The organism is Caminibacter sp. (assembly GCF_053999135.1).
Window position 1 is genome coordinate 62465 of sequence record NZ_JBMXVQ010000020.1, and the last position, 18648, is coordinate 81112.

Sequence of the window (18648 nt, forward strand, 5' to 3'; positions counted from 1 at the left end):
AGGTTATAATGAAAATCTATATTCAGGATTTACAAAAGTATAATCAGGGTTGTAGTGTATGCGGCCAGTGGATAGACTTAAAAGAGTTTGATGAAGATGAATTACAAAAGATAATGAAAAATCTTGTAAAGGAAGAATTTATTCTATTGGATTGGGAGTTTGAAGATAATGAGGAGGTTTTCTTTACAGATTTAATAAATGAATACGCAAATCCTATTGATTTGTTATACAGACAACAGACAATAGATGATTTGGAGGAAAACGAAAAAGATGCGCTTGTCTTTTTATTGGAATATGGAAACTTTGATTTTAATGAGGCAATCAACAAAATATATGATGTGACTTTTGAATACGGTGACATGCAAGAAGTGGCTGAAAGATTTTTGGAAGAACAAATGGGTAAAGAGGTATATGATAAGATTTACCCTTACATAAACTTCCAAAAGTATATCAAAGACTTAGAAATAGAGGGTTTTGTTGAATATAACAACAAAACCTTCTATCCTTTTTAAATTAACCACCTCTCTTGGAGAGGTAACCCTTTTTAGGGTTTTAAAAATTCTTTATTAATAGACAAAACTTGTCTATTAATAAGGAATTTATCTTAAAGGATTAACAATGACTACCCTGCAAACTTCCAAAAAAATCCTCGAACAACACAAAAAGAAAAGACAAAGATGTATGGTTTATACCCGTGTAATGGGTTATCACCGTCCGGTTGAAAGCTTTAATCCAGGTAAAGTTTCGGAACACAAAGAAAGAGTTTATTTTAAAGAAAGATAACTGGCTTCTTTTCTTTTTTTTCTATATCGTTTATAATACGTTAAAATCAAATTAAGGAGGTTACTTTGAAAACGATAAATAAACTCGACTTCACAAAAGACAAATATATAGTCTTAAATGAAAAAGAAAGATTGGTTTTAGAAGTAGAAACGGGAAAACAATTTATAGCAACTCCGACAGATTTTCCGGAAGATAAAGTGGTTTTGCAAACCCCTCTTGAAGCAATGGAAACGGAAGAGAAACTGCTAAAAAAAGCGGATGAATTCGCCGCCAAGCTTAAAAAAGAAATTTTTGGAAATGAAATTCCTGAAAAAGATGATGATTTTGATTTTCCGACAAAATGGAATGGAAAAAGTATAAAAGATATTAAAATTGATTAGAAAGGATTGAAAATGCCAATTCCGCTTCATTCCGATTTGACAAAAGAACTGTCAACTTATTCTCAAAAAGAGTTAATAGAACTTAATGCTGCATTAGATGATATGATTAATGAAATCAAACAGATGCCTTTTAAAGAATTCGAAAGAAAATTAAAAGGAGAAAAAGAAACTATACCGGATGAAACAACCGAATTTACGGCAATAAAAGTTGTAGATAACAAGCTTCAGCTTATCAACGAAGAAAAAGATTTGATTATAGAGGTGTATGTGTTTGAAAACAACGAAGATGCAGTAAAGGATTTTCAAACATTGGTAGAGCTTCTCGGATTAGAAGTTATAAAAGAAAATGAATATGCGAAATAAAATGCGCACTTATTGATTAAAAACAAAGAATGATGTAAAATTTTTTTGATACAACGTATCAATAAGAAAAAAAATTAAGGAGGTTTTAATGGCAAAACAAAAAAACAAAAAAGTAAATATGGAGTTGGTAAATCAAAGAATTAACCAAAAGTTAAAACTGTTAAACACATATCCAAACTCTTGGGTATATGAGTTTAGCAATCCTACCGTTAGAACAAACTTCAGAATTCCCGTAAGACTCATTGAACTTGCAAACAATGCGTTTAAGGAGTTTTGGGGGTTTTACGTAAACAACGAAGATGTTAAAAAAGTGGAGCAGATTATCAATAAGGTTGAAGAAAAAGCAAAAGATGTAATTGAACTTGCAGGTGAGCTTGGCAGCGGTTTGGTAAACTTTAGAATTGATGACTTAGAAAGAATGAGAAAATACGAAAAAGAAAGACTGATTAAAAACAGCAGGGCTATTACGGAGTTGATTATCCCTCAAAACGACACGTTCAAAACCATTTACGAAGCAGTTGTTTTAATAGATAAATTCGATTTACCTATTAAACAAAACAGAAACATCGAAGAGGTTGAGAAATGGATTGAAACCGTTCAAGACTTTATGAAAACGTTAAAACAGGCCGAAAGCGAACTTATCAAATATACGGCCGAAAAGCTTGAACCTAAATATCTCGGAAGATACAAAGCTTTAAGAAACGAAGTGGTAAAATACCTCAACGCCGTAAAAGAAGAAACAAACGAAAATGAAAATCCAACGGAGGAATAATTTCCTCCTTTTTTAAGGATAAACAGTGACTGCAAAAGGCCATCAGTTATTAGCGTTAAGTCTTGGTATTCCTTTAGTTAAATTTATATATGATTACAATATTCTTGATAAAACCTCAGCCTTGATAGCATTAGCAGGTATATGGTTTGGCGGTTTGTTACCTGATATAGATGAGCCTAAATCTTACATAGGCAGAAAAATTTCTTTTCTTTCTTATCCTTTAAGTGTGTTTGTAACACACAGAGGATTTACTCATACATTTTTGTTTGCTTTTTTATTTATGATAGCCGGATTTTTCGTATATGCTACCTCAGCTGTTGAAATTGGGATATTTTTATTTTTTACAGGAATAGGGTGCCTGTTTCACGATATAGGAGATATGCTTACAAAAGGCGGCATTAGAGGATTTTTTTATCCCTGCTGTAAGGATTTTGTTGTAGCATTGTTGCCGAAACATTTGAGGTTTTATACAAATTCAGCTGTCGAATATTTTATTATTTTAGTTTTATTTTGCATTGTGGCTTTTGAACTGTGTATATACAAAATTCTCATTTAAAAGGAAAGGTAAAGGTGAAAAAAATAAGCGTTTTGGCTTTAATCGGAGTAGTTGCGTTTGCTTGCAGCAGCGACTGTTTGCAGTGTCATCCAAAACTTAAACCTATGGAATATAATAAAAAAAACAAATACTATAAAGAACATCATTTTTTAATTACCTGTACCAAATGTCATCCAAATCATAATGAAAAAGCAATGAGCAAATGCGGAGCGGATTGTTTTGACTGTCACAGCAGGGAAAAACTGATTCATACTCCGATTCCCGAACATCAAAAACTAAAAAGCTGTACAAAATGTCATAAAGATACATTAAAAGAAATAATTCCTCAAAAGCCTGTTAATAATTTTCTCAATTTTCAAAAAGGTAAATAAAAGAAATACTACCCCGACTTCTAACAGTTTGTTTTTGAAAAAATTTTTTTCCTTAAATTTTTAACTTATAAACGTTTCCGATAATTTCAAAACTACAATTATTTTTATTCGTTTTCTTCCTTTTTTTCTTTTTTGATTCCTTTTTTTCGATTATCGGAACTAATCCTGCTTTGTTTTTGAGGGGAACATATCCCTTTGTAACAAAACCTATTTTTTTTGCATCATTTATATTGAATTTTAACATTTATTTTCCTTTAAAAAAAGAAACTATGAATTAATTAACTCCTTTAATTTACTGCCGGCTTTAAATTTAACAACTTTGTGTGCCGGAACTTTTACAATTTTGTCCGTTCCTGGAACTTTTGTTTCTCTTGCAGCCTTTTCTACCACTTCGAAACTTCCAAAACCTATAAAAGAAACTTTTTTTCCGTCTTTAAGTGCGTTTTCTATTGCTTTTAACACTGAGTTTACTGCTTTTTCCGCTTCTGTTTTATATTTGTATTCTCCGGCGTCAATTACATATTGCAAAAATTCATTTTTTTTCATTTTTTTCCTTTACATTAGTGGAGTGATTATCAACAGTTACACATTTGTTAGAAACAGCATTATAATAATCCCCTTGAGGACATATTACATCATCCGCAGCATAAAGTCCTGCAAAAAATCCTATTAAAATTATTAGACCAAATTTTTTCATTTTTCACTCCTTTTTTTTAATAAACATAATATTTTATGTAAAAAACAAAAAATTTGCAATAAGTATGCAATTATTAATTAGTGCCAAATTGAAATATAAAAAAACAGAGAAATTAATTTAATTTACCTGTTGTGTTGATTTCATTTATTCTTTTCTCCGCTTCTTCTCTTGTTTCTTTGTATTCAAAATCAATATGCTCCACATAACCCCCATCCTCATCTGCCAAATATATTTCAACACAATAAGGTGCCAAAGCCTTTGGCTCTGTAAAATCTTCGTTCAGGTATGCTTTTATTATAAATGTTTCTTTCATAAACACTCCTTTTGTACGTTCATATGTCACTTTTTTTCAATGGCTCAAAAGAGCCACTTTAGCTATTATTCTAAATTAAAACCTTTTCTAATGGTTAGCATATACAATTCTTTTCTGTTTCTGGCAAACATATCTAAATCTTTATCGTAAAACATCCCGTTAATAATTTCAACCTCATTTACTATTCTTAATTTTAATTCTTCAGTTAAAGCTAAAACAAAGCATTTATTATTTTCTTTTTTAAGTCCCAAAGAATTATATTTATCTATAAAATGTTGTCCGTATTTTTTATGCAAATAACACTCGTAAATTTCTTTTGCTTCCTTTTTGGTTGCACCTGTCATTTCCAATTCTTCATTTATATACACATTGTAAAATATTCCAAGTGGACTTTTTTGTGGAACTGCTTTTACCATTTTTAACCTCCTTAATTCTTTTTTTATGTATTAAATTATATAATATTTTATATATTTTGTTAATATTTTATTGACAAAAGAATATTTTTTTAATATGATTATTATGTAAAAAAAATTAAGGAGGTTTACGATGGGTGCATATCTAATGTTTGAGGCTAAAAATAGAAAAGATAAAAAAGAAGTTGCAAAAATAAACAAATTTTTAGAAGAAAACGAAATCAACAAAAAATTAGGTGAAATTGAACACGGCGGGATGGTGTTTATATATGACAATGAAGATATTAAATGGGCAAAAGAACACGGAAACGAATATATGGCTCAATTTTTTAAAGAAAACTACGGAAGAGGGGATTATAAAGTATCCGGTTTAGATATAGAAATTGAAGATTTAATATTAGAATTATTGACTAAATTGTTTGAAGAGCTTAATAAACATTTTGAGATGAGATACTATGCAGGTAGTTGTGCATTTACGGTAGATGAAGATTATTTTACAATAGAACAAATGAAAAGAATTACTAACAATGGAGAGCTTTTAAGCGGCAGAGAAAATCCTAAATACAAAATCTTAAAAGATTTACTCGGTTTAAAAAAAACTGCTTAATAAAGGAGTTGAAATGTTTGACGTAAAACTGCTAAAAAAAGCGGGATTGGAGGTATCTAAAAAAAGAAGATATTCTCTTCCCGTAATAGAACTGACACTAAGTTTAAGTAATGGAAAAGTATCTGAAACGTTTATTATGGAAAATGGAAAACTTTATACTGCACAGACAGTAATAACAAATGATGACAAAATTGACTATTTAAAAGAAAAAGAAATTAAAGATATAGAAAGAGCAATTAAAAGATTGTGAAGAGATAAAAAAGATTATTAAAAAATGGGCAAATTAAAAGAGGGTGTAATAAGCCTCCTCCTTCTTGATATACATCACTAATAATTATATAATTCATCGTAAAGGCAACAAATAGTTACCTTTGAGGTCTTTAAAAGTCAAAAGAGTGGAAAAGAAAGGCTATAAACAGTAAAACAAAATCTATCAATATCTAAAAAAAAGTATTGATAGATTAATATATTTTTTATAAAATAATAAAATAAAAAGGTCAATATTGTATTCAATAGGAGAATTTGCGAAAAAAATAGGAGTTTCAATTCAAACATTAAGAGAATGGGATAAAAAGGGTATATTAAAACCGATTAGAAGTAAAGGCGGACATAGATATTACACAGATGAACATTATAATGAGTATATGCAAAAAAACAAACCCAAAAAAAGAATTAATGTCGGATATGCAAGAGTCAGTTCAAATCATCAAAAAGATGATTTAAAAAGACAAAAAGAACTATTAGAGCTATATTTGGCAAAACAAGGAAAGCAATTTAAGATAATAGAAGATATAGGAAGCGGAATAAATTATACAAAAAAAGGATTAAAAGAGTTGCTTCAAATGATAGCAAGAAATGAGATAGATACTATTTATGTGTTATATAAGGACAGATTGCTAAGATTTGGATTTGAGTTAATAGAGGAGTTTGCAAGATTGCACAATATAAAAATAGAAGTAATCAATCAAGAGGAGAAAACAGATGAAGAAGAGCTAGTAGAAGATATTTTAAATATAATCCATGTTTTTTCCTGCAAGATAAATGGAAAAAGAAGCCATATCAACAAGAAAATAGTAAAGAGACTAAATGAAGACGTTTGAAATTAGAATAAAATCCCAAAAAGACAAGAGATTTTTCATTAACTACGTCTACAAATACAGACACTGGCAAAATGTTTTAACCGTTTTAGCAATTAATCTTTTTAAATCGAACAATAAAGATTATAAACATTTTCTTGACTATCAGGTAGTCAGGGCTTGCATAAGCGACACAAAAGGAAGCAAAAACAAACAAGAGACAATAGCTTATATCAAAGAGAAGTATAAAGAAAATAAACTGTATCAAGAATTGATTTCAACCGGTAAAGAGTTAAAGGTTCATAATTTAGTAGAAATTGTGAAGAGATTGAAAAAAGATTTTTCAAATTATTTTAGAACTCTAAAAGAATATAAAAAAAATCCTTCTAAATTTAGAGGATTGCCGAGACTGCCAAAAGCAAAAAAATTGTCAAGACTGTATAATTATTCAATTCCCCTTGATAATTATGTAAGCTGGAGTTTAAAAAAGAAAAATTTACTTGGAATTAATCTATCTAAAAAAATGAGATATATCTATTTTCCAAAAGAAAAGTATAATTATTTAAAATCAAAAGAGTTAAAGTCGCTTCAAGTTGTTTATAAAAACAGCGAAATATATTTACAATTTGCATATGAAGAAAAAATAGCAAAAATTAATTATCAAACGGATAAAACGGCTTCAATAGACGTAGGATTAAACAACTTAATAACTCTATTTATAGATGATAAAGAAACCCAATCGGTAATTATAGACGGAAGTCCTTTTAAATACAAAAACTACAGATACAACAAGCTAATTTCAAAACTGAATAAATCAATTTCAAATGAAATAACGGAATGGAAAACGACAAAGAAAGGTATAAAAATTCCAAAAAGCTATACCGAAAAAGGCAGATATCTTAAGAAACTGAAAACTTACATTATCCAAAGAAGAAATGATTATTTTAAAACAGCGTTTCATAAAATCGCAAAAGAAACGGTTAATTACTTAATTAATCATCAGGTCAATAGATTAATTTTATCAGACTCAACAGGTTCATTAAAAAACAATGGAGAATGCAAATTAAGAAAATCTACAAGACAGAATTTCATTCAAATTCCATTTATTAAGCTAATCCATTACATTGAAGAAAAAGCGGTTGACAGAGGAATTGAGGTAATAAAAGTAGATGAAGCCTATACGTCTAAGACTTCCTGCATAACGGAAGAAGTTTTAGACGTGCAGACTAACTTGGTTAATGCGCAAAACGGTGTGCGAACCAAGAGGGGATTATTTAAAGACAAAACCCTTAATAAAGTATGGAATGCGGATATAAACGGGGCTGTAAATCATATAAAAGCTGCTTTTAGAAAATCTTTTAAATGGCTGACTGACTATATGTGGAAAATATGCAATCCTAAAAAACTGAAAAGTGCAGGCGAGTTCCATTATTGGAATAGCCGCAGCAATAAAGCCGCGCAGACGGCATACGCCAGCTCGGGCTTGTAGATTTCCTTATAAGCTTTTATAGATTTCTATAGGTCTGGAGTGGCGGCTAAAATTGAGTAAGAAAAAACTCTTAAAAACAATTCACGATGCTTCGCTCGGTTTTTTTGTAAATGCCGGTTATTCTTTAACACAGGGCGGAGCTGTTCTACCTAACGTTTATGTTATAATAGTAACAATTATTTTAATGTATCTAACAAATGAGGAGTAAAAATGACTACTTGGGAATTAATACAAATGGTAGTGGTTACGCTAATGTTAATCACAGTAATCTATCTTAAAACAAAAGACAAAAAACACGCTCATTAAAATCTAATTTTCCACTTCTTAATGTAGTTTTTTAAATTAATAATGTTTTAACATATGATTTCGGCTGGAACGATGAAGACGAAGAGATATTAATTTGGATTGAATTTAAAATAAACAAAAAAGAGTTAAAAAGAGAATTCTTTGGTGATTTTGTTAAACGAAATTAAAATCAAATTCGTCTAATTCAGATTTTTTAAAATAAAATATACCTCTTCGTTCGCTTCCCTTTTGCTTTTTATGTCTGCTAAATCCGTTTTGTCTATCAATTTTGTTTTTGCCCTCGTAATTGCTACATAATACAAATTAAATTCGTCTATAAATTTCTGATTAACTTTCTTTTCTTTTTGAGCGTCTGTGAAGATTTTAACAAAATCAGTTCTTTTTATAGGTAACCCGTTCTCAACCCACCATTTCGCTATCGTATAAAAAGCTGGAAAATCGTTAGTCAATTCCACCTCATCCCATTCAAGCCCTTTAGAAGTGTGAGCCGTTGTTAAAAAGATTTTGCACTCAAAATTTTCATAAAAATACTCTTTTGCTTTTTTATATATATCAAAAAGTCTGTTTTTAAACCTTTCCACTATTTTAACGGCACTTAAAAGCTCTACATCTTCAACTTCTTCGGCTTTTTCCGCTAATGTAGATAAGATGTCTTCTTCGTCCGTTTCTTCGTCTATTAAATTTGATAAATATCTGAAATTTTTATCAAGCTCTCTTCCTTTTGATAAATTATAAACATTTAAGGATAAAGCAAATATTTCATATGGATTTCTGACTGTTTTAAACTTTTTATCCTCTTTCATAAGCTCGTTCATTACTTCAATTAAAGCAGCATTTGTTCTGCTTATATATGCCTTGTTTTTAATTTCTTTGTTTTTGCCAAGTCCTTTTAACTGTTGTTCTTCCGCTTTGAATATATTAAGCACCCTACTCGCTTTCGCTGCTATTTCTTCATTGAATCTAAATGAGTGAGTCAAATAATATTCTTCGCCTTTTATTTTGTCCATAGCGTTTATACTGCCTCTAAAAGAGTATATCTGCTGATGTCTGTCGCCTACAATAATTTTCTGTCTGGCTGGTATGGAATAAAATATGTCAATGGTAACATCGTTAGTATCCTGAGCCTCGTCTAAAAGCACCATATCATAAGAATATATATTAATCATTTTTTTCTTTAAATATAACTGAAAAACTTTTAGATAAAAAGAATGTGTTACATCAATGCTTCCATTAAGCATACTGTTGAAAAGAGTTTCTATATTAATCAAAATTTCTTTGCCTATTCCCAATGAGGAAATATTTGCAATGGCACTGTTACAATAAAACTCGAAATAATTTAAAACATTTACGGCACTTTCATAGTCTAAATTTAACAGTTCCATCAGTTCAGGTGCTTTGTAGTTGTTTCTGACATTATAACCGGCTTTTGGAATAATATATCTGTATGCCAACGAATGAGTGGTTTTAACTTCAACGTTTTTAGGAAATTTTGCTCTTGCTTCTTCCTGTATTGCTTTGTTAAATGCCAAATACAATATTCTTTTTCCTGGATTGGCTTTTGCAATTTCTATCAAGGTTGTAGTTTTTCCCGTTCCTGCAAAAGCGTTTATTTTAATAAGCGGCAAATTAGATTTTACCGCTTTTAAAATTTGCTGCTGTTCATACGTAAGTTCCATTTTATTGCCTTTTATAAACTATTTGTTTTTTTATCATATTTTTTCAATTTTTGCGTCTTCATAAATAAATTCATCATTCCAAGTATCAGTGATTTCTTCACTTGCTACATTCCATTCGGCGTCTGAAAAAAGGGCTTCGCCTTTTTTAATTTTTTTCATTACTGCGTCCGCCTCTGCTTTAGTTTTAAAATATGCAACATAATCGCCATATGCTTTTGCGCTGCACTCATAAGGTAATATTACTTTGTATTTAAACCCAGACTCCTGAGCCTTTATTTCCTCAAGCTCTTTTTCAAGCTCTTCTTTTCTTTTTTTTATTTCATTTAGTTCTTTTAGTATTTCTTCTTTTCTCATAATAACCTCCTTAAATTAATAAATCCATTCTATTTGATATTCTTCTCCGTTATTAATAGCTTTCATTTCTGATATTTCTTTTAGAATCCTGTCCTCGTCTTCATATTCAAGCATAATATCAAATTCCACAATAGGTTCATCCTCGTTTTTCTCATATACTTTTACATAATAACTGTTACTGTTTAGACATTTAACTAAATCTTCAACCTCGTTTTCGAATTTTTCCCTGACTTTTTTAGTAAATCTTGTTCTTCCTATGTTTTTTAAATATTCTTTTTTTTCAGTCCATAAATATCCTGCAACTCCGCTATCCCACATATCGCAAAAACAACCTGTGCTAAAAGCAATATCCCCGTGTATATATGCGTAAATTGGCATAAATACAACATCTTTAACGGATAAATCATATTCTTTTAGAAGCTCTTTAAACGCCTCAAAACTGTCTTTACAGTATTTTGGAAGCTCTTCTCCAAAATTATATCTTGTTAAATTTGAAGCAAATTTTAAAGGTTCAAACCAGCTTAAAATTTCATTCCAAGTGATAGTTCTGTCATAAACAACCTCAATTTTTTTCATTGCAACCTCCTTAATTGTTTTTACACTTAAATTATACAATATTTTTATGTAATTGTCAATATGATATTGACAATAAACTATATCTTTTGTATAATTTTAATGTAAATAATTCAAATAATTAAGGAGGTTATGATGAGATACGAAAGCATAGAAAGTCTTTTAGAATTAAGCGGTAAAGAAATAGCTGAAAAAATAGAAAGAAACGATGTAAGCGATGAGGTAATAGAAAAAATAGTTACACTTAAAAAACTACCTAATAGAAAATTACACAACCCGTTAATTTATAAAGCCATTCTAAAAAAACAACCGGAAGAATCTATTGCAATTATGACAATTGAAAAATTGATAAACAAAAACAAAGAGGACTTTATGGATTTTATAGAACTTCTAAAAAATCCAAATTTATTAAAAAAAACATATCAATACTATTTTTCTATTTCTCCAAATGCAGCGATAAAACTTATCAAACAAAACGATTACAGAATAGAACAGGAACAAATTAACTACATTACGAAAAACAGCCTTGAAAACGAATTTATTTTATTAAATCCTAACTTGACAGAAAAACAATTCAAAAACATTGCGTTAAAAGCAATAGAAACAGAAAAAAGACACTTTATAAGATTATTAAGCTATATAAAAATTAAAGATGAAGAAATTTTAAAAGAGCTTATAAAAAAAGCGGATGAGATTGAGCTTAAAAATATTATCAAAAGAAACAAATTACAAAAAAACATAACTAATCTTATTATAAATAAAAACAACATTAATTTAGCTTCTTCTTTAAAAGAATACTTAAAAAGGGAAAACGATAAAGATAATGCAAAACTTATTATTTCTTATTTAAAAGAAAAGGATTTAATAAGCAAAAGAGATGTTATAGAAATAATCTCAAAAAACAATTCCTTATTAAAAGAATTTGGATTTGGAAGTTTTGATGAGTTATGGGATTGTATAAAAAATAAAGAAGTTTTTTTATATAACCATATCCCTTTTAGTGAAGATTTTATAAAAAATATATTTGAAAACTTTAAAAATTTTAAATTTATGGAGGATAAATTCGGATATTTTAATTATGAGGAATACAAAACAATAGGAAGAATACTTGCAAAACAGCTTCCGGCCGAAAAACTTATTGACTTAATAAAAGTAAACGATAAAAAATTTGATAGTATTGATATAGAAGTGTTAAACAGAAAAGATTTTAAAGTAGATAAAAAAGCGATATTTTATTTATTAAACAATACCAACTATGGAGAAAGGGAAATAAGAAAAATTATAGTAAAAAACAATATGGAACTTCATTTTTATTATGACAGAATGCTTATGTTTACGGCGCTTATAGATTCAAATTTAACAAATGAAGCAAAAGAGCTTTTAAAAAAATACATTCTTGAAAATGAAAAGTTGGGATTTGAAGATACTTATATTTTGCAATTAACAAAGGATTATAACGATATATTCTCACTTTATGCAAAAATAGCTTCACTTATTAGTGAATCAAAAAAAGTAAATAACTTAAAATATTATTATTTGCATAAAAATTTAGAAAATGCAAATGACTTAAGTGAAGACACTATAAGAAAAATAATAAAAGATGATTATTTTAACAAAACAGAATATGCGACTCATACAGTATATAATGCTTGGGGGAAATTCTAAATCAAAAACACTGTCCTTATGAAATATTGGAAAAAGAGGTTAAAAACTGGCGTGGTATTGATAGATTGTTATCATATAGAAAATTTCCTCTTCCAAATGAATTGGCAATTGAATTTGTAAAAAATGCAAATGAATCGCAATTAAGAACACTTATATATGGAAGCAATTTACTAAGCAAAAATTATTCAAAAGAATTTTTTTATTTATTAATTATAAAAGCCGATTTTTTAGACTACGAAGATTTGGCAAGATTTTACAATAACATCATACCCCTTGCTTAAAAAGCAAAGGGTATGCCATTCTTCAATAAGGAGGTTGCGATTTTTTTAACCGTATTAAATAATACGGTTTTAAAAGTATAGCAAAAATTTTAATAATTATTTCTTTTTTCTTTGCACCTCAAAAAGCACCTTTGTAGATAGAAATTTTAAAAGTTTTTTTAATCTGCTTAAACTAAAAAAACAGGGCAAATATTCAGACAAAACAGGACTTCCGAAATACAAAAAAGACAATGAACTTATGACAATCTCAATTCAAGGTAGAAGTGCAAGAGTTAAAGATGGATATGTTTATATTGGCTTATCAAAGACATTTAAAGAAAAATATGAACCAAAAATAGAGAAATTAGTATTTAAACTGCCAAAACATATTCAAGTCGATAAACTTCAAGAAATCAGAATAATCCCTGTATTTAATGGAATGGAATTTGATATAGAGTTTGTCTATAAAAAACAGGTTGAGCCTTTATCAATGGATAAAGACAGATATTTATCTATTGATATGGGCTTGGATAATCTATCTACCTGCTATTCTGATAGTGGGGCGGCTTTTATAATAGACGGTCGCTATCTTAAAAGTATTAACCGCTATTACAATAAGCGGGTAGCATATCTTAAGTCCATATATGACAGACAATGCGAACGGCTTGGAATTAATTACATTCTTCAAGATGAGAGCTATACTTCTAAGGCTTCTTTTATAGATATGGATATTCCTGCAAACAATGTTTCTTTTAGCGGTAAGAGAATTAAAAGAGGGCTATACCGGACAAAAGACGGATTAAAAATAAATGCCGACATAAACGGGGCGGCAAATATATTAGTAAAATATCTTAAAATTAACGGGTTGGATAGAGAGCTTGAAAATTTCTATTCTACCCGGTACGGGTGCGTCAGCCACCCTATGAGGTTAAGGTTAGTCGCTCCTTCGGGGCAGTCCCAAGACTGATATACCTCACAAGCCCCCGCCTTTAAGCGGCCTCCTTTGTTTTTCTTATTTATTATTTTATCAAGATTTATTTAATTTATCAATAATACTATTGACAAATAAGATAGTTTATGATAAAATTATAAACATAAAGAAAGAAAATAAGAAAAACAAAGGAGGTTGAAAATGGTTTTCCTTAATATCAATGAAACAATAAATAAATATTATGATATTTTAATTGAAGACATTGAGAGAAAAATACATTTTGAATGTGGAACTGCTTTATTAAAAATAAAAAATGTAAGTGCCAAAAGTAAATTTGTAATAGACTTAGGAGATGGAAACGATTATTCTGTATCCGAAGTAGAGTATTTGGAATTTGATAAATATGATATAGAACTTGAAATACTAAGTATTGATACAAACAAAATTAGTGATGAAAGCTATGAAGATATCAAAAATTTTTCCTCTTCCCTTAAAGAAAATGATGAGGTAATAGCTAACTTATTAGAAGAAATTATTTACGATAACAAATTAGAAACAATGGACGAAGAAGAACTTTTACTTTTAATTATAGAAACTATTAAAGATGAACTTAATAGTTGTTGTTATGACGATTTTGAATAAAAGGAGGATAAGATGTATTGTTTTGTAAGAGATGTAATACCAAATAGTAGAGAGCATATTTTAAAAGAAATAAGTCCAAAGTTAGAAAAATTTTTAGAAAAATATATGAGTGATATAGAAAACCTTGCTTGTGTATATCAAAATGATGGTTATATAGATGAATACACTGATTTTTACGGAATAGATGATAATTCAAGTATCGAAGATAAAGAAGAATATTTTAATCGTTTCTGTGAAGATTTTAAAGAAGTTCAAAAAGAAATAAAAGAAAAAACAGGTGCAATAATAGAAATAGGGTATGCAAATAATTTATGTGATAGTGGAGTATTTGGATATTTCTTTTATGTAGAGAATATGTATATAAGAAATCCTAAAGTTAACGACAAAATTTATGAGATTGTAGAAACTCAAGCAATTGTAGAACAATAAGAAAAATAAAGGAGGTTAAAAATGGCAAATTGGAGCGATACTCTAATCTACATTAGAGGAGAGAAAGAGAAAATTCAAAAAGTAAAAGAAATAATAGATTCAATGCTTGAAAAAGATAATTATGGGGACACTTGGTTAGTGCCTACTGAAAATAAAGTATTAGAGATTTTTGGTGAATTTAAAGAAGAAATAGAAAAAATAAAAAAAGAAAATTCACTTGAATATAATGGAGGATTGATTAATTCAATGATAATGGATAAATATGAAGTAAAACATACTGAAATTGTAATAAAAGGACAGGGTAGATGGAACGCTCCAGATTTATTTTTTAAATTATTAGCAAAAAAATTGGAGCTTGGTTTGGAGTTTTTTGACGCTGAACTTGGAAGTGATTATTCATATCTTTTAATTATGAAAAACGGAAAAATAGTTAAAGAAGTTTTTGAAAAATTTTATTCTCCTCTAAGCGTTGAATATCTCTATGGAGGAAATATAGAAGACTTTATTGAATATGAACTTGATTGGTATTTTGAAGAAGATGAAAAGATAGATGAAATTGAAGAACTATTAAGAATTTATGGAGTAGATAAAGAAAATCTTGCAGTGTAGAATAAAAAGATAAAGGAATTAAAATGAATAGTAAAGTGGAAAAATTATTTAAAAAAATTGAGAATTTAAAAAATAAAATTAAAAAACTCGAAAAAGAATTAGAAGAAGAAAAAATGAAAGTAATGGGGAAAAAGGTAAAAATAATTTTGCCTTATAGTTGTAAAGCTGAGGTAGTAGGAGATTATGTTGCTTATTTTGAAAGTGAAGAAGAGGCAAAAGAAGTATTAGATGCTATTAAAAATGGCAAAATGTTTGTAGGTGAAATAGATTGGAATATAGCAAGTGAAGAAATATATGATACTTGGGAAGAGGATTATGATTTTGAAGACGCTGAAATTAAAACAATTAAAACAAATTCATAAATGCCTCTTATGGGGCGTCTTCATTATAATTTTAAAAATTGTCTTTAGTTTCCGTTTTTTTCTTATAAAATAGTAATTTTTCCTATGTAATTTCTATATAACAATTCCCCCCCCCGCAACAATTTTTTAACTTATTGAGAATAAATATTTTTCATAATTTATCAATATTTATCAATAATACTATTGACAAATTAATTTTTTTATGATAAAATATTATTAATAAAACAAAATTAAGGAGGTTAAAAATGGCAAACAAAATCGTAGAAGAATATAAATCTGAATTTAATTTAGATGATAAATATATTCATAATAATAATAAAAATGAAGTAGTAATAGAAGCAAGAGAAGATTTTGTAGCACTTGTAAAAATTGCAGAACTGGATGAAAAAAATCCAGTAGTAGTTGCTTCATTTTAAGGAAATTGCAATGTTTATAGCTAAAGCAATATTTATAGAATACAATGAAGAACTTATGAAACAATTAGAAGAAAATGTTCCTCATCATATTAGCGAATGGAGTGATGACTACTATAATGTAGAGTATAGAGTAGATTTAAACGAATGTGGAATAAAAGAAAAAGTTTTTTCTCTTATAAAAGAAGATTATAAAATCTCTTTTGAAGAATTTAAAAATTTTGATTATTTAATTTTATATAAATGAAAAACAAAGGAGGTTGAAATGAAAATTGTAGTTTTAATAGATGAGTTAGGAAAAATAACTTTTAAAAAAGTAGCAGATGAAATAGTAGAGGAATATATAAATGAAAAAGCCCAAGAGGGTTATTTGGTTTCTGTAATATCAAATGCAAGTGTTAAATCACTTGCAAGCGGTGAGATAGTTGAGTTTGAAATTGATGAAGTTGTAGAAGAAATTGAAGAATAAGGAGAAAATAATGAAGACTTTAAAATTATATGCTCCCGTAGTAGAGTATAAAACAAAAGAAATAGAAATAGAATTTCCAGATAATTTATCAAAAGAAGAAGTTGTTAATTTATTGCTAAATTATAACACAGGAGAATTACTTTACAATTTTGATGAAGAATTAAAGAATAAAAGAATTATAGCAAAAGAAATAAATGAAGAATTAAGGGATATAGAATATCCCGAATTATTTGAAAGTGATTTTGAATAAAAAATTAGAAAAAACAATTTAATTTAAGGAGTGAAAATGAGTAAAAACATTTGGGTAATAGTGTTTGAGGACGGCTCTATTGCCGACCCAAGACCTGAAGTATTGTTTGCTTCAACTTCTAAAGCTAAAATTATTGAAAAATTAAGAGAAACAAAGGAACTGCAAAATCCCGAATTCATTTTTTCTTATGAAGAAGATGACCATTTGATTTTAGATGATGATAGTGTATGGTATATAGAAAAAGTTGATGAGGTAATTTAGATTTTTTTTGATAAACTTCTAAATTCTAATAAAGGAGTAAAAGATGATGGTTTCATTTAAAACGTCTAAAAATGTAGATTTATCCTTTAAAGCAAATAAAGTATGCAAATTAAAAAAAGAAACGGAGATAATTCTTGATGATTTAAAGACTTTAATAGAAAACATAAAGAAAAAAGAAGATAAACTTGTTTCTATTAGGGAATTTTTTGGCAATATAGATAGCGTTCATCTTATTGCCATTTTATCAATTTTGTATCCAAATAAATCATTTTATGATGCTGTTGATTTTGTTTATGAGAAGATAAAAAAAATAGCCGAAATGGTGGGAAAAGAAGGAAAAATTATTCAAAAATACTTGAATTTTACAGGTCAAGAAGAAGAGGAAATAAAAAAAATAATTTCGGAGCTTAATATAGAAATACCGCATTCTTTTTTAATCAAAGCGGTTTTTTATAAAAAAGCCATAGAAGTTTTAGATGAAGAATGTATATAGTTTCTTCTTTTTTAACCTTGCTCCTTGCAATTTTTCTCTATTTTAGTTTTTTCTGTGTAATTCCTATATAACATTCAAATCAAAAACCTTTGCCCATATTACAAAGTAATTGGGCGGGGAGGTTCACTTGATTTTTATATTGTTGAGTTTGGCAAATTCAAGCAAATTATTATAAATTTCTGTTTGGATTTGGTGCGATAATAAGTTTATATATTTGGTCATTAAATTTTTACTTGGCATTAATTGATAAAAATACATAAAATTTCTTACACTTTTTTTCAAGCCTAATAAATTACTAAAATCTTTTTTGATTTTTGTTTTTACTTTTTTATTTTCAAGATTATCCAATGTTTCAAAAAATATCCTAATACCTTCATCTTTTGAATAATTACTTTTCCATTTTTCAAAACTTTTTTCATTTATTTTGTAAATTAATTTTAATAAATCCATTTCCAACCTCCTTTGTTTTTCTTATTTATTATATCATATTTTATATTTTTTGTAAAGTTTCATTTGACAAAATGAAATAATTATAGTATAATTTTTATATTAAAAGAAATAATTAAGGAGGTTGAAAATGGCATATTTAACTGTAAACGAAATCAAAAATAAAAAATACCAAAAAGCATTACAAGAAATGATAAAAATTTTAAAGCAAATGAATATCCCAAGAAAAAGAAGTAAATACGAACTCGCAAAAGAAATGATAAAAGAAATAGCAAAAAAATATGAGATTAGTTGTGATGTGGATTTTTGGAAAAACAGGGATAGTGAAAATCCAAAAAATGGTTTTCAAGTGCTTAATATAAATATTCCAGATGGAGATTATCTGTATTATCATTTGATATATAACAGACCTGACACATTTAGTAGAAAAGATTGGTATGTGTATGCTTATGGAAAAATTTGTATAGATAATTAATTAAGGAGGTTATGATGGGATATTATGCAACTATTATGGAATGGACAATAGAAAAAGCAAGAATTAATCCAGCTAAAAAAGAAGAATTAGCAACTCCCGCCGAAACCATCGTCCTTAAGGGCGGTGATGGTCTATAGACCCCGTAACGAAGTGAGGACAAAGGCGGAATTAATCGGGAACTTTTTGATTTTCAATATATTCTTTTAAAATTTC

The 18648-nt window shown here is 28.2% G+C and carries 36 protein-coding genes; 27 read left to right on the forward strand and 9 right to left on the reverse strand.

All coding sequences use genetic code 11. The features are described from left to right. Positions 1 to 8 precede the first annotated feature (8 nt). The 7 genes from ACXJH6_RS01645 (at position 9) to ACXJH6_RS01675 (ending at position 3225) form a co-directional block, all read left to right on the forward strand. Complete coding sequence (locus tag ACXJH6_RS01645) at positions 9 to 512, forward strand: antirestriction protein ArdA (protein ID WP_456470028.1); 504 nt, start codon at positions 9 to 11, stop codon at positions 510 to 512. A 106-nt stretch (positions 513 to 618) separates the two neighbouring features. Continuing rightward, on the forward strand, positions 619 to 783 hold the full coding sequence (gene nrdD / locus ACXJH6_RS01650) for an anaerobic ribonucleoside-triphosphate reductase (RefSeq protein WP_456470029.1): 165 nt from the start codon (positions 619 to 621) through the stop codon (positions 781 to 783). A 65-nt stretch (positions 784 to 848) separates the two neighbouring features. Continuing rightward, on the forward strand, positions 849 to 1163 hold the full coding sequence (locus ACXJH6_RS01655) for a hypothetical protein (RefSeq protein WP_456470030.1): 315 nt from the start codon (positions 849 to 851) through the stop codon (positions 1161 to 1163). A 12-nt stretch (positions 1164 to 1175) separates the two neighbouring features. After that, complete coding sequence (locus tag ACXJH6_RS01660) at positions 1176 to 1526, forward strand: hypothetical protein (RefSeq protein WP_456470031.1); 351 nt, start codon at positions 1176 to 1178, stop codon at positions 1524 to 1526. 88 nt (positions 1527 to 1614) lie between these two features. Then, on the forward strand, positions 1615 to 2298 hold the full coding sequence (locus ACXJH6_RS01665) for a hypothetical protein (protein ID WP_456470032.1): 684 nt from the start codon (positions 1615 to 1617) through the stop codon (positions 2296 to 2298). Positions 2299 to 2323: 25 nt separating this feature from the next. Next, a complete protein-coding gene (locus ACXJH6_RS01670) occupies positions 2324 to 2854 on the forward strand; it encodes a metal-dependent hydrolase (RefSeq protein ID WP_456470033.1) in 531 nt (176 codons plus the stop codon). A gap of 14 nt (positions 2855 to 2868) precedes the next feature. Next, complete coding sequence (locus ACXJH6_RS01675; RefSeq protein WP_456470034.1) at positions 2869 to 3225, forward strand: hypothetical protein; 357 nt, start codon at positions 2869 to 2871, stop codon at positions 3223 to 3225. Between the two features lie 52 nt (positions 3226 to 3277). Here ACXJH6_RS01675 and ACXJH6_RS01680 read toward each other — a convergent pair whose 3' ends face one another. The 5 genes from ACXJH6_RS01680 to ACXJH6_RS01700 all read right to left on the reverse strand — a co-directional run bounded on the left by ACXJH6_RS01680 (position 3278) and on the right by ACXJH6_RS01700 (position 4651). Next, positions 3278 to 3469, reverse strand: coding sequence for a hypothetical protein (locus ACXJH6_RS01680; protein WP_456470035.1), 192 nt, complete (start codon positions 3467 to 3469; stop codon positions 3278 to 3280). Between the two features lie 23 nt (positions 3470 to 3492). Next, positions 3493 to 3771, reverse strand: coding sequence for an HU family DNA-binding protein (locus tag ACXJH6_RS01685; protein ID WP_456470036.1), 279 nt, complete (start codon positions 3769 to 3771; stop codon positions 3493 to 3495). After that, positions 3758 to 3922 carry a hypothetical protein gene (locus tag ACXJH6_RS01690; protein WP_456470037.1) on the reverse strand — a complete coding sequence of 55 codons (165 nt, stop codon included), beginning with the start codon at positions 3920 to 3922 and terminating at the stop codon, positions 3758 to 3760. Before ACXJH6_RS01690 ends, ACXJH6_RS01685 begins: the two co-directional genes overlap by 14 nt. A 112-nt stretch (positions 3923 to 4034) precedes the next feature. Then, the gene (locus ACXJH6_RS01695) at positions 4035 to 4235 is read right to left on the reverse strand and encodes a hypothetical protein (protein WP_456470038.1); all 201 of its coding nucleotides are present in this window, start codon (positions 4233 to 4235) and stop codon (positions 4035 to 4037) included. Between the two features lie 65 nt (positions 4236 to 4300). After that, positions 4301 to 4651, reverse strand: coding sequence for a hypothetical protein (locus ACXJH6_RS01700; protein WP_456470039.1), 351 nt, complete (start codon positions 4649 to 4651; stop codon positions 4301 to 4303). A 130-nt stretch (positions 4652 to 4781) separates the two neighbouring features. Here ACXJH6_RS01700 and ACXJH6_RS01705 point away from each other — a divergent pair, with 130 nt between their 5' ends. From ACXJH6_RS01705 to ACXJH6_RS01725, 5 genes are all read left to right on the forward strand, one after another. Continuing rightward, positions 4782 to 5255 (forward strand): hypothetical protein, encoded by a 474-nt coding sequence (locus tag ACXJH6_RS01705; RefSeq protein WP_456470040.1) that lies wholly within the window; start codon positions 4782 to 4784, stop codon positions 5253 to 5255. A 13-nt stretch (positions 5256 to 5268) separates the two neighbouring features. Further along, entirely contained in the window at positions 5269 to 5505 is a 237-nt protein-coding gene (locus tag ACXJH6_RS01710) for a hypothetical protein (RefSeq protein WP_456470041.1), read from the forward strand. Between the two features lie 253 nt (positions 5506 to 5758). Next, a complete protein-coding gene (locus tag ACXJH6_RS01715) occupies positions 5759 to 6355 on the forward strand; it encodes an IS607 family transposase (RefSeq protein WP_456470042.1) in 597 nt (198 codons plus the stop codon). Then, positions 6342 to 7820 carry an RNA-guided endonuclease TnpB family protein gene (locus tag ACXJH6_RS01720; RefSeq protein WP_456470043.1) on the forward strand — a complete coding sequence of 493 codons (1479 nt, stop codon included), beginning with the start codon at positions 6342 to 6344 and terminating at the stop codon, positions 7818 to 7820. The genes ACXJH6_RS01715 and ACXJH6_RS01720 overlap by 14 nt, the downstream gene beginning before the upstream one ends. 52 nt (positions 7821 to 7872) lie before the next feature. Continuing rightward, positions 7873 to 8028, forward strand: coding sequence for a hypothetical protein (locus ACXJH6_RS01725; protein WP_456470044.1), 156 nt, complete (start codon positions 7873 to 7875; stop codon positions 8026 to 8028). A 277-nt stretch (positions 8029 to 8305) separates the two neighbouring features. Here ACXJH6_RS01725 and ACXJH6_RS01730 read toward each other — a convergent pair whose 3' ends face one another. From ACXJH6_RS01730 to ACXJH6_RS01740, 3 genes are read right to left on the reverse strand one after another with little or no spacing between them, the layout of a single operon-like run. Further along, positions 8306 to 9802 (reverse strand): 3'-5' exonuclease, encoded by a 1497-nt coding sequence (locus ACXJH6_RS01730; protein ID WP_456470045.1) that lies wholly within the window; start codon positions 9800 to 9802, stop codon positions 8306 to 8308. A 33-nt stretch (positions 9803 to 9835) separates the two neighbouring features. Further along, positions 9836 to 10156, reverse strand: a complete 321-nt coding sequence (locus ACXJH6_RS01735; RefSeq protein ID WP_456470046.1) for a hypothetical protein — start codon at positions 10154 to 10156, stop codon at positions 9836 to 9838. Positions 10157 to 10171: 15 nt separating this feature from the next. Then, the gene (locus ACXJH6_RS01740) at positions 10172 to 10732 is read right to left on the reverse strand and encodes a hypothetical protein (RefSeq protein WP_456470047.1); all 561 of its coding nucleotides are present in this window, start codon (positions 10730 to 10732) and stop codon (positions 10172 to 10174) included. A gap of 132 nt (positions 10733 to 10864) precedes the next feature. Between ACXJH6_RS01740 and ACXJH6_RS01745 the strand changes: the two genes are divergently transcribed. The 13 genes from ACXJH6_RS01745 (at position 10865) to ACXJH6_RS01805 (ending at position 17513) form a co-directional block, all read left to right on the forward strand. Further along, positions 10865 to 12394, forward strand: a complete 1530-nt coding sequence (locus ACXJH6_RS01745) for a transcriptional regulator (protein ID WP_456470048.1) — start codon at positions 10865 to 10867, stop codon at positions 12392 to 12394. Further along, positions 12379 to 12675, forward strand: a complete 297-nt coding sequence (locus tag ACXJH6_RS01750) for a hypothetical protein (RefSeq protein WP_456470049.1) — start codon at positions 12379 to 12381, stop codon at positions 12673 to 12675. The genes ACXJH6_RS01745 and ACXJH6_RS01750 overlap by 16 nt, the downstream gene beginning before the upstream one ends. Positions 12676 to 12913: 238 nt before the next feature. Further along, positions 12914 to 13621 (forward strand): transposase, encoded by a 708-nt coding sequence (locus tag ACXJH6_RS01755; protein ID WP_456470050.1) that lies wholly within the window; start codon positions 12914 to 12916, stop codon positions 13619 to 13621. 165 nt (positions 13622 to 13786) lie between these two features. Then, a complete protein-coding gene (locus ACXJH6_RS01760) occupies positions 13787 to 14227 on the forward strand; it encodes a hypothetical protein (RefSeq protein ID WP_456470051.1) in 441 nt (146 codons plus the stop codon). Between the two features lie 12 nt (positions 14228 to 14239). Continuing rightward, positions 14240 to 14656 carry a hypothetical protein gene (locus tag ACXJH6_RS01765; protein ID WP_456470052.1) on the forward strand — a complete coding sequence of 139 codons (417 nt, stop codon included), beginning with the start codon at positions 14240 to 14242 and terminating at the stop codon, positions 14654 to 14656. 21 nt (positions 14657 to 14677) lie between these two features. Continuing rightward, positions 14678 to 15265 (forward strand): hypothetical protein, encoded by a 588-nt coding sequence (locus tag ACXJH6_RS01770; protein ID WP_456470053.1) that lies wholly within the window; start codon positions 14678 to 14680, stop codon positions 15263 to 15265. A gap of 23 nt (positions 15266 to 15288) precedes the next feature. Then, the gene (locus tag ACXJH6_RS01775) at positions 15289 to 15627 is read left to right on the forward strand and encodes a hypothetical protein (RefSeq protein ID WP_456470054.1); all 339 of its coding nucleotides are present in this window, start codon (positions 15289 to 15291) and stop codon (positions 15625 to 15627) included. Between the two features lie 245 nt (positions 15628 to 15872). Beyond that, a complete protein-coding gene (locus tag ACXJH6_RS01780; RefSeq protein ID WP_456470055.1) occupies positions 15873 to 16043 on the forward strand; it encodes a hypothetical protein in 171 nt (56 codons plus the stop codon). A gap of 10 nt (positions 16044 to 16053) precedes the next feature. Then, positions 16054 to 16287, forward strand: coding sequence for a hypothetical protein (locus tag ACXJH6_RS01785; RefSeq protein ID WP_456470056.1), 234 nt, complete (start codon positions 16054 to 16056; stop codon positions 16285 to 16287). A gap of 18 nt (positions 16288 to 16305) precedes the next feature. Further along, positions 16306 to 16509 (forward strand): hypothetical protein, encoded by a 204-nt coding sequence (locus tag ACXJH6_RS01790; protein ID WP_456470057.1) that lies wholly within the window; start codon positions 16306 to 16308, stop codon positions 16507 to 16509. Between the two features lie 10 nt (positions 16510 to 16519). After that, positions 16520 to 16759 (forward strand): hypothetical protein, encoded by a 240-nt coding sequence (locus ACXJH6_RS01795; RefSeq protein ID WP_456470058.1) that lies wholly within the window; start codon positions 16520 to 16522, stop codon positions 16757 to 16759. 36 nt (positions 16760 to 16795) lie between these two features. Continuing rightward, positions 16796 to 17020, forward strand: a complete 225-nt coding sequence (locus tag ACXJH6_RS01800) for a hypothetical protein (protein WP_456470059.1) — start codon at positions 16796 to 16798, stop codon at positions 17018 to 17020. Positions 17021 to 17063: 43 nt separating this feature from the next. Beyond that, positions 17064 to 17513, forward strand: coding sequence for a hypothetical protein (locus tag ACXJH6_RS01805; protein ID WP_456470060.1), 450 nt, complete (start codon positions 17064 to 17066; stop codon positions 17511 to 17513). A 123-nt stretch (positions 17514 to 17636) separates the two neighbouring features. Here ACXJH6_RS01805 and ACXJH6_RS01810 read toward each other — a convergent pair whose 3' ends face one another. After that, positions 17637 to 17963, reverse strand: a complete 327-nt coding sequence (locus tag ACXJH6_RS01810) for a hypothetical protein (RefSeq protein WP_456470061.1) — start codon at positions 17961 to 17963, stop codon at positions 17637 to 17639. A 127-nt stretch (positions 17964 to 18090) separates the two neighbouring features. Between ACXJH6_RS01810 and ACXJH6_RS01815 the strand changes: the two genes are divergently transcribed. Then, positions 18091 to 18435, forward strand: a complete 345-nt coding sequence (locus ACXJH6_RS01815) for a hypothetical protein (RefSeq protein ID WP_456470062.1) — start codon at positions 18091 to 18093, stop codon at positions 18433 to 18435. A gap of 14 nt (positions 18436 to 18449) precedes the next feature. Continuing rightward, on the forward strand, positions 18450 to 18572 hold the full coding sequence (locus tag ACXJH6_RS01820) for a hypothetical protein (RefSeq protein ID WP_456470063.1): 123 nt from the start codon (positions 18450 to 18452) through the stop codon (positions 18570 to 18572). The last annotated feature ends 76 nt before the right edge of the window (positions 18573 to 18648 follow it).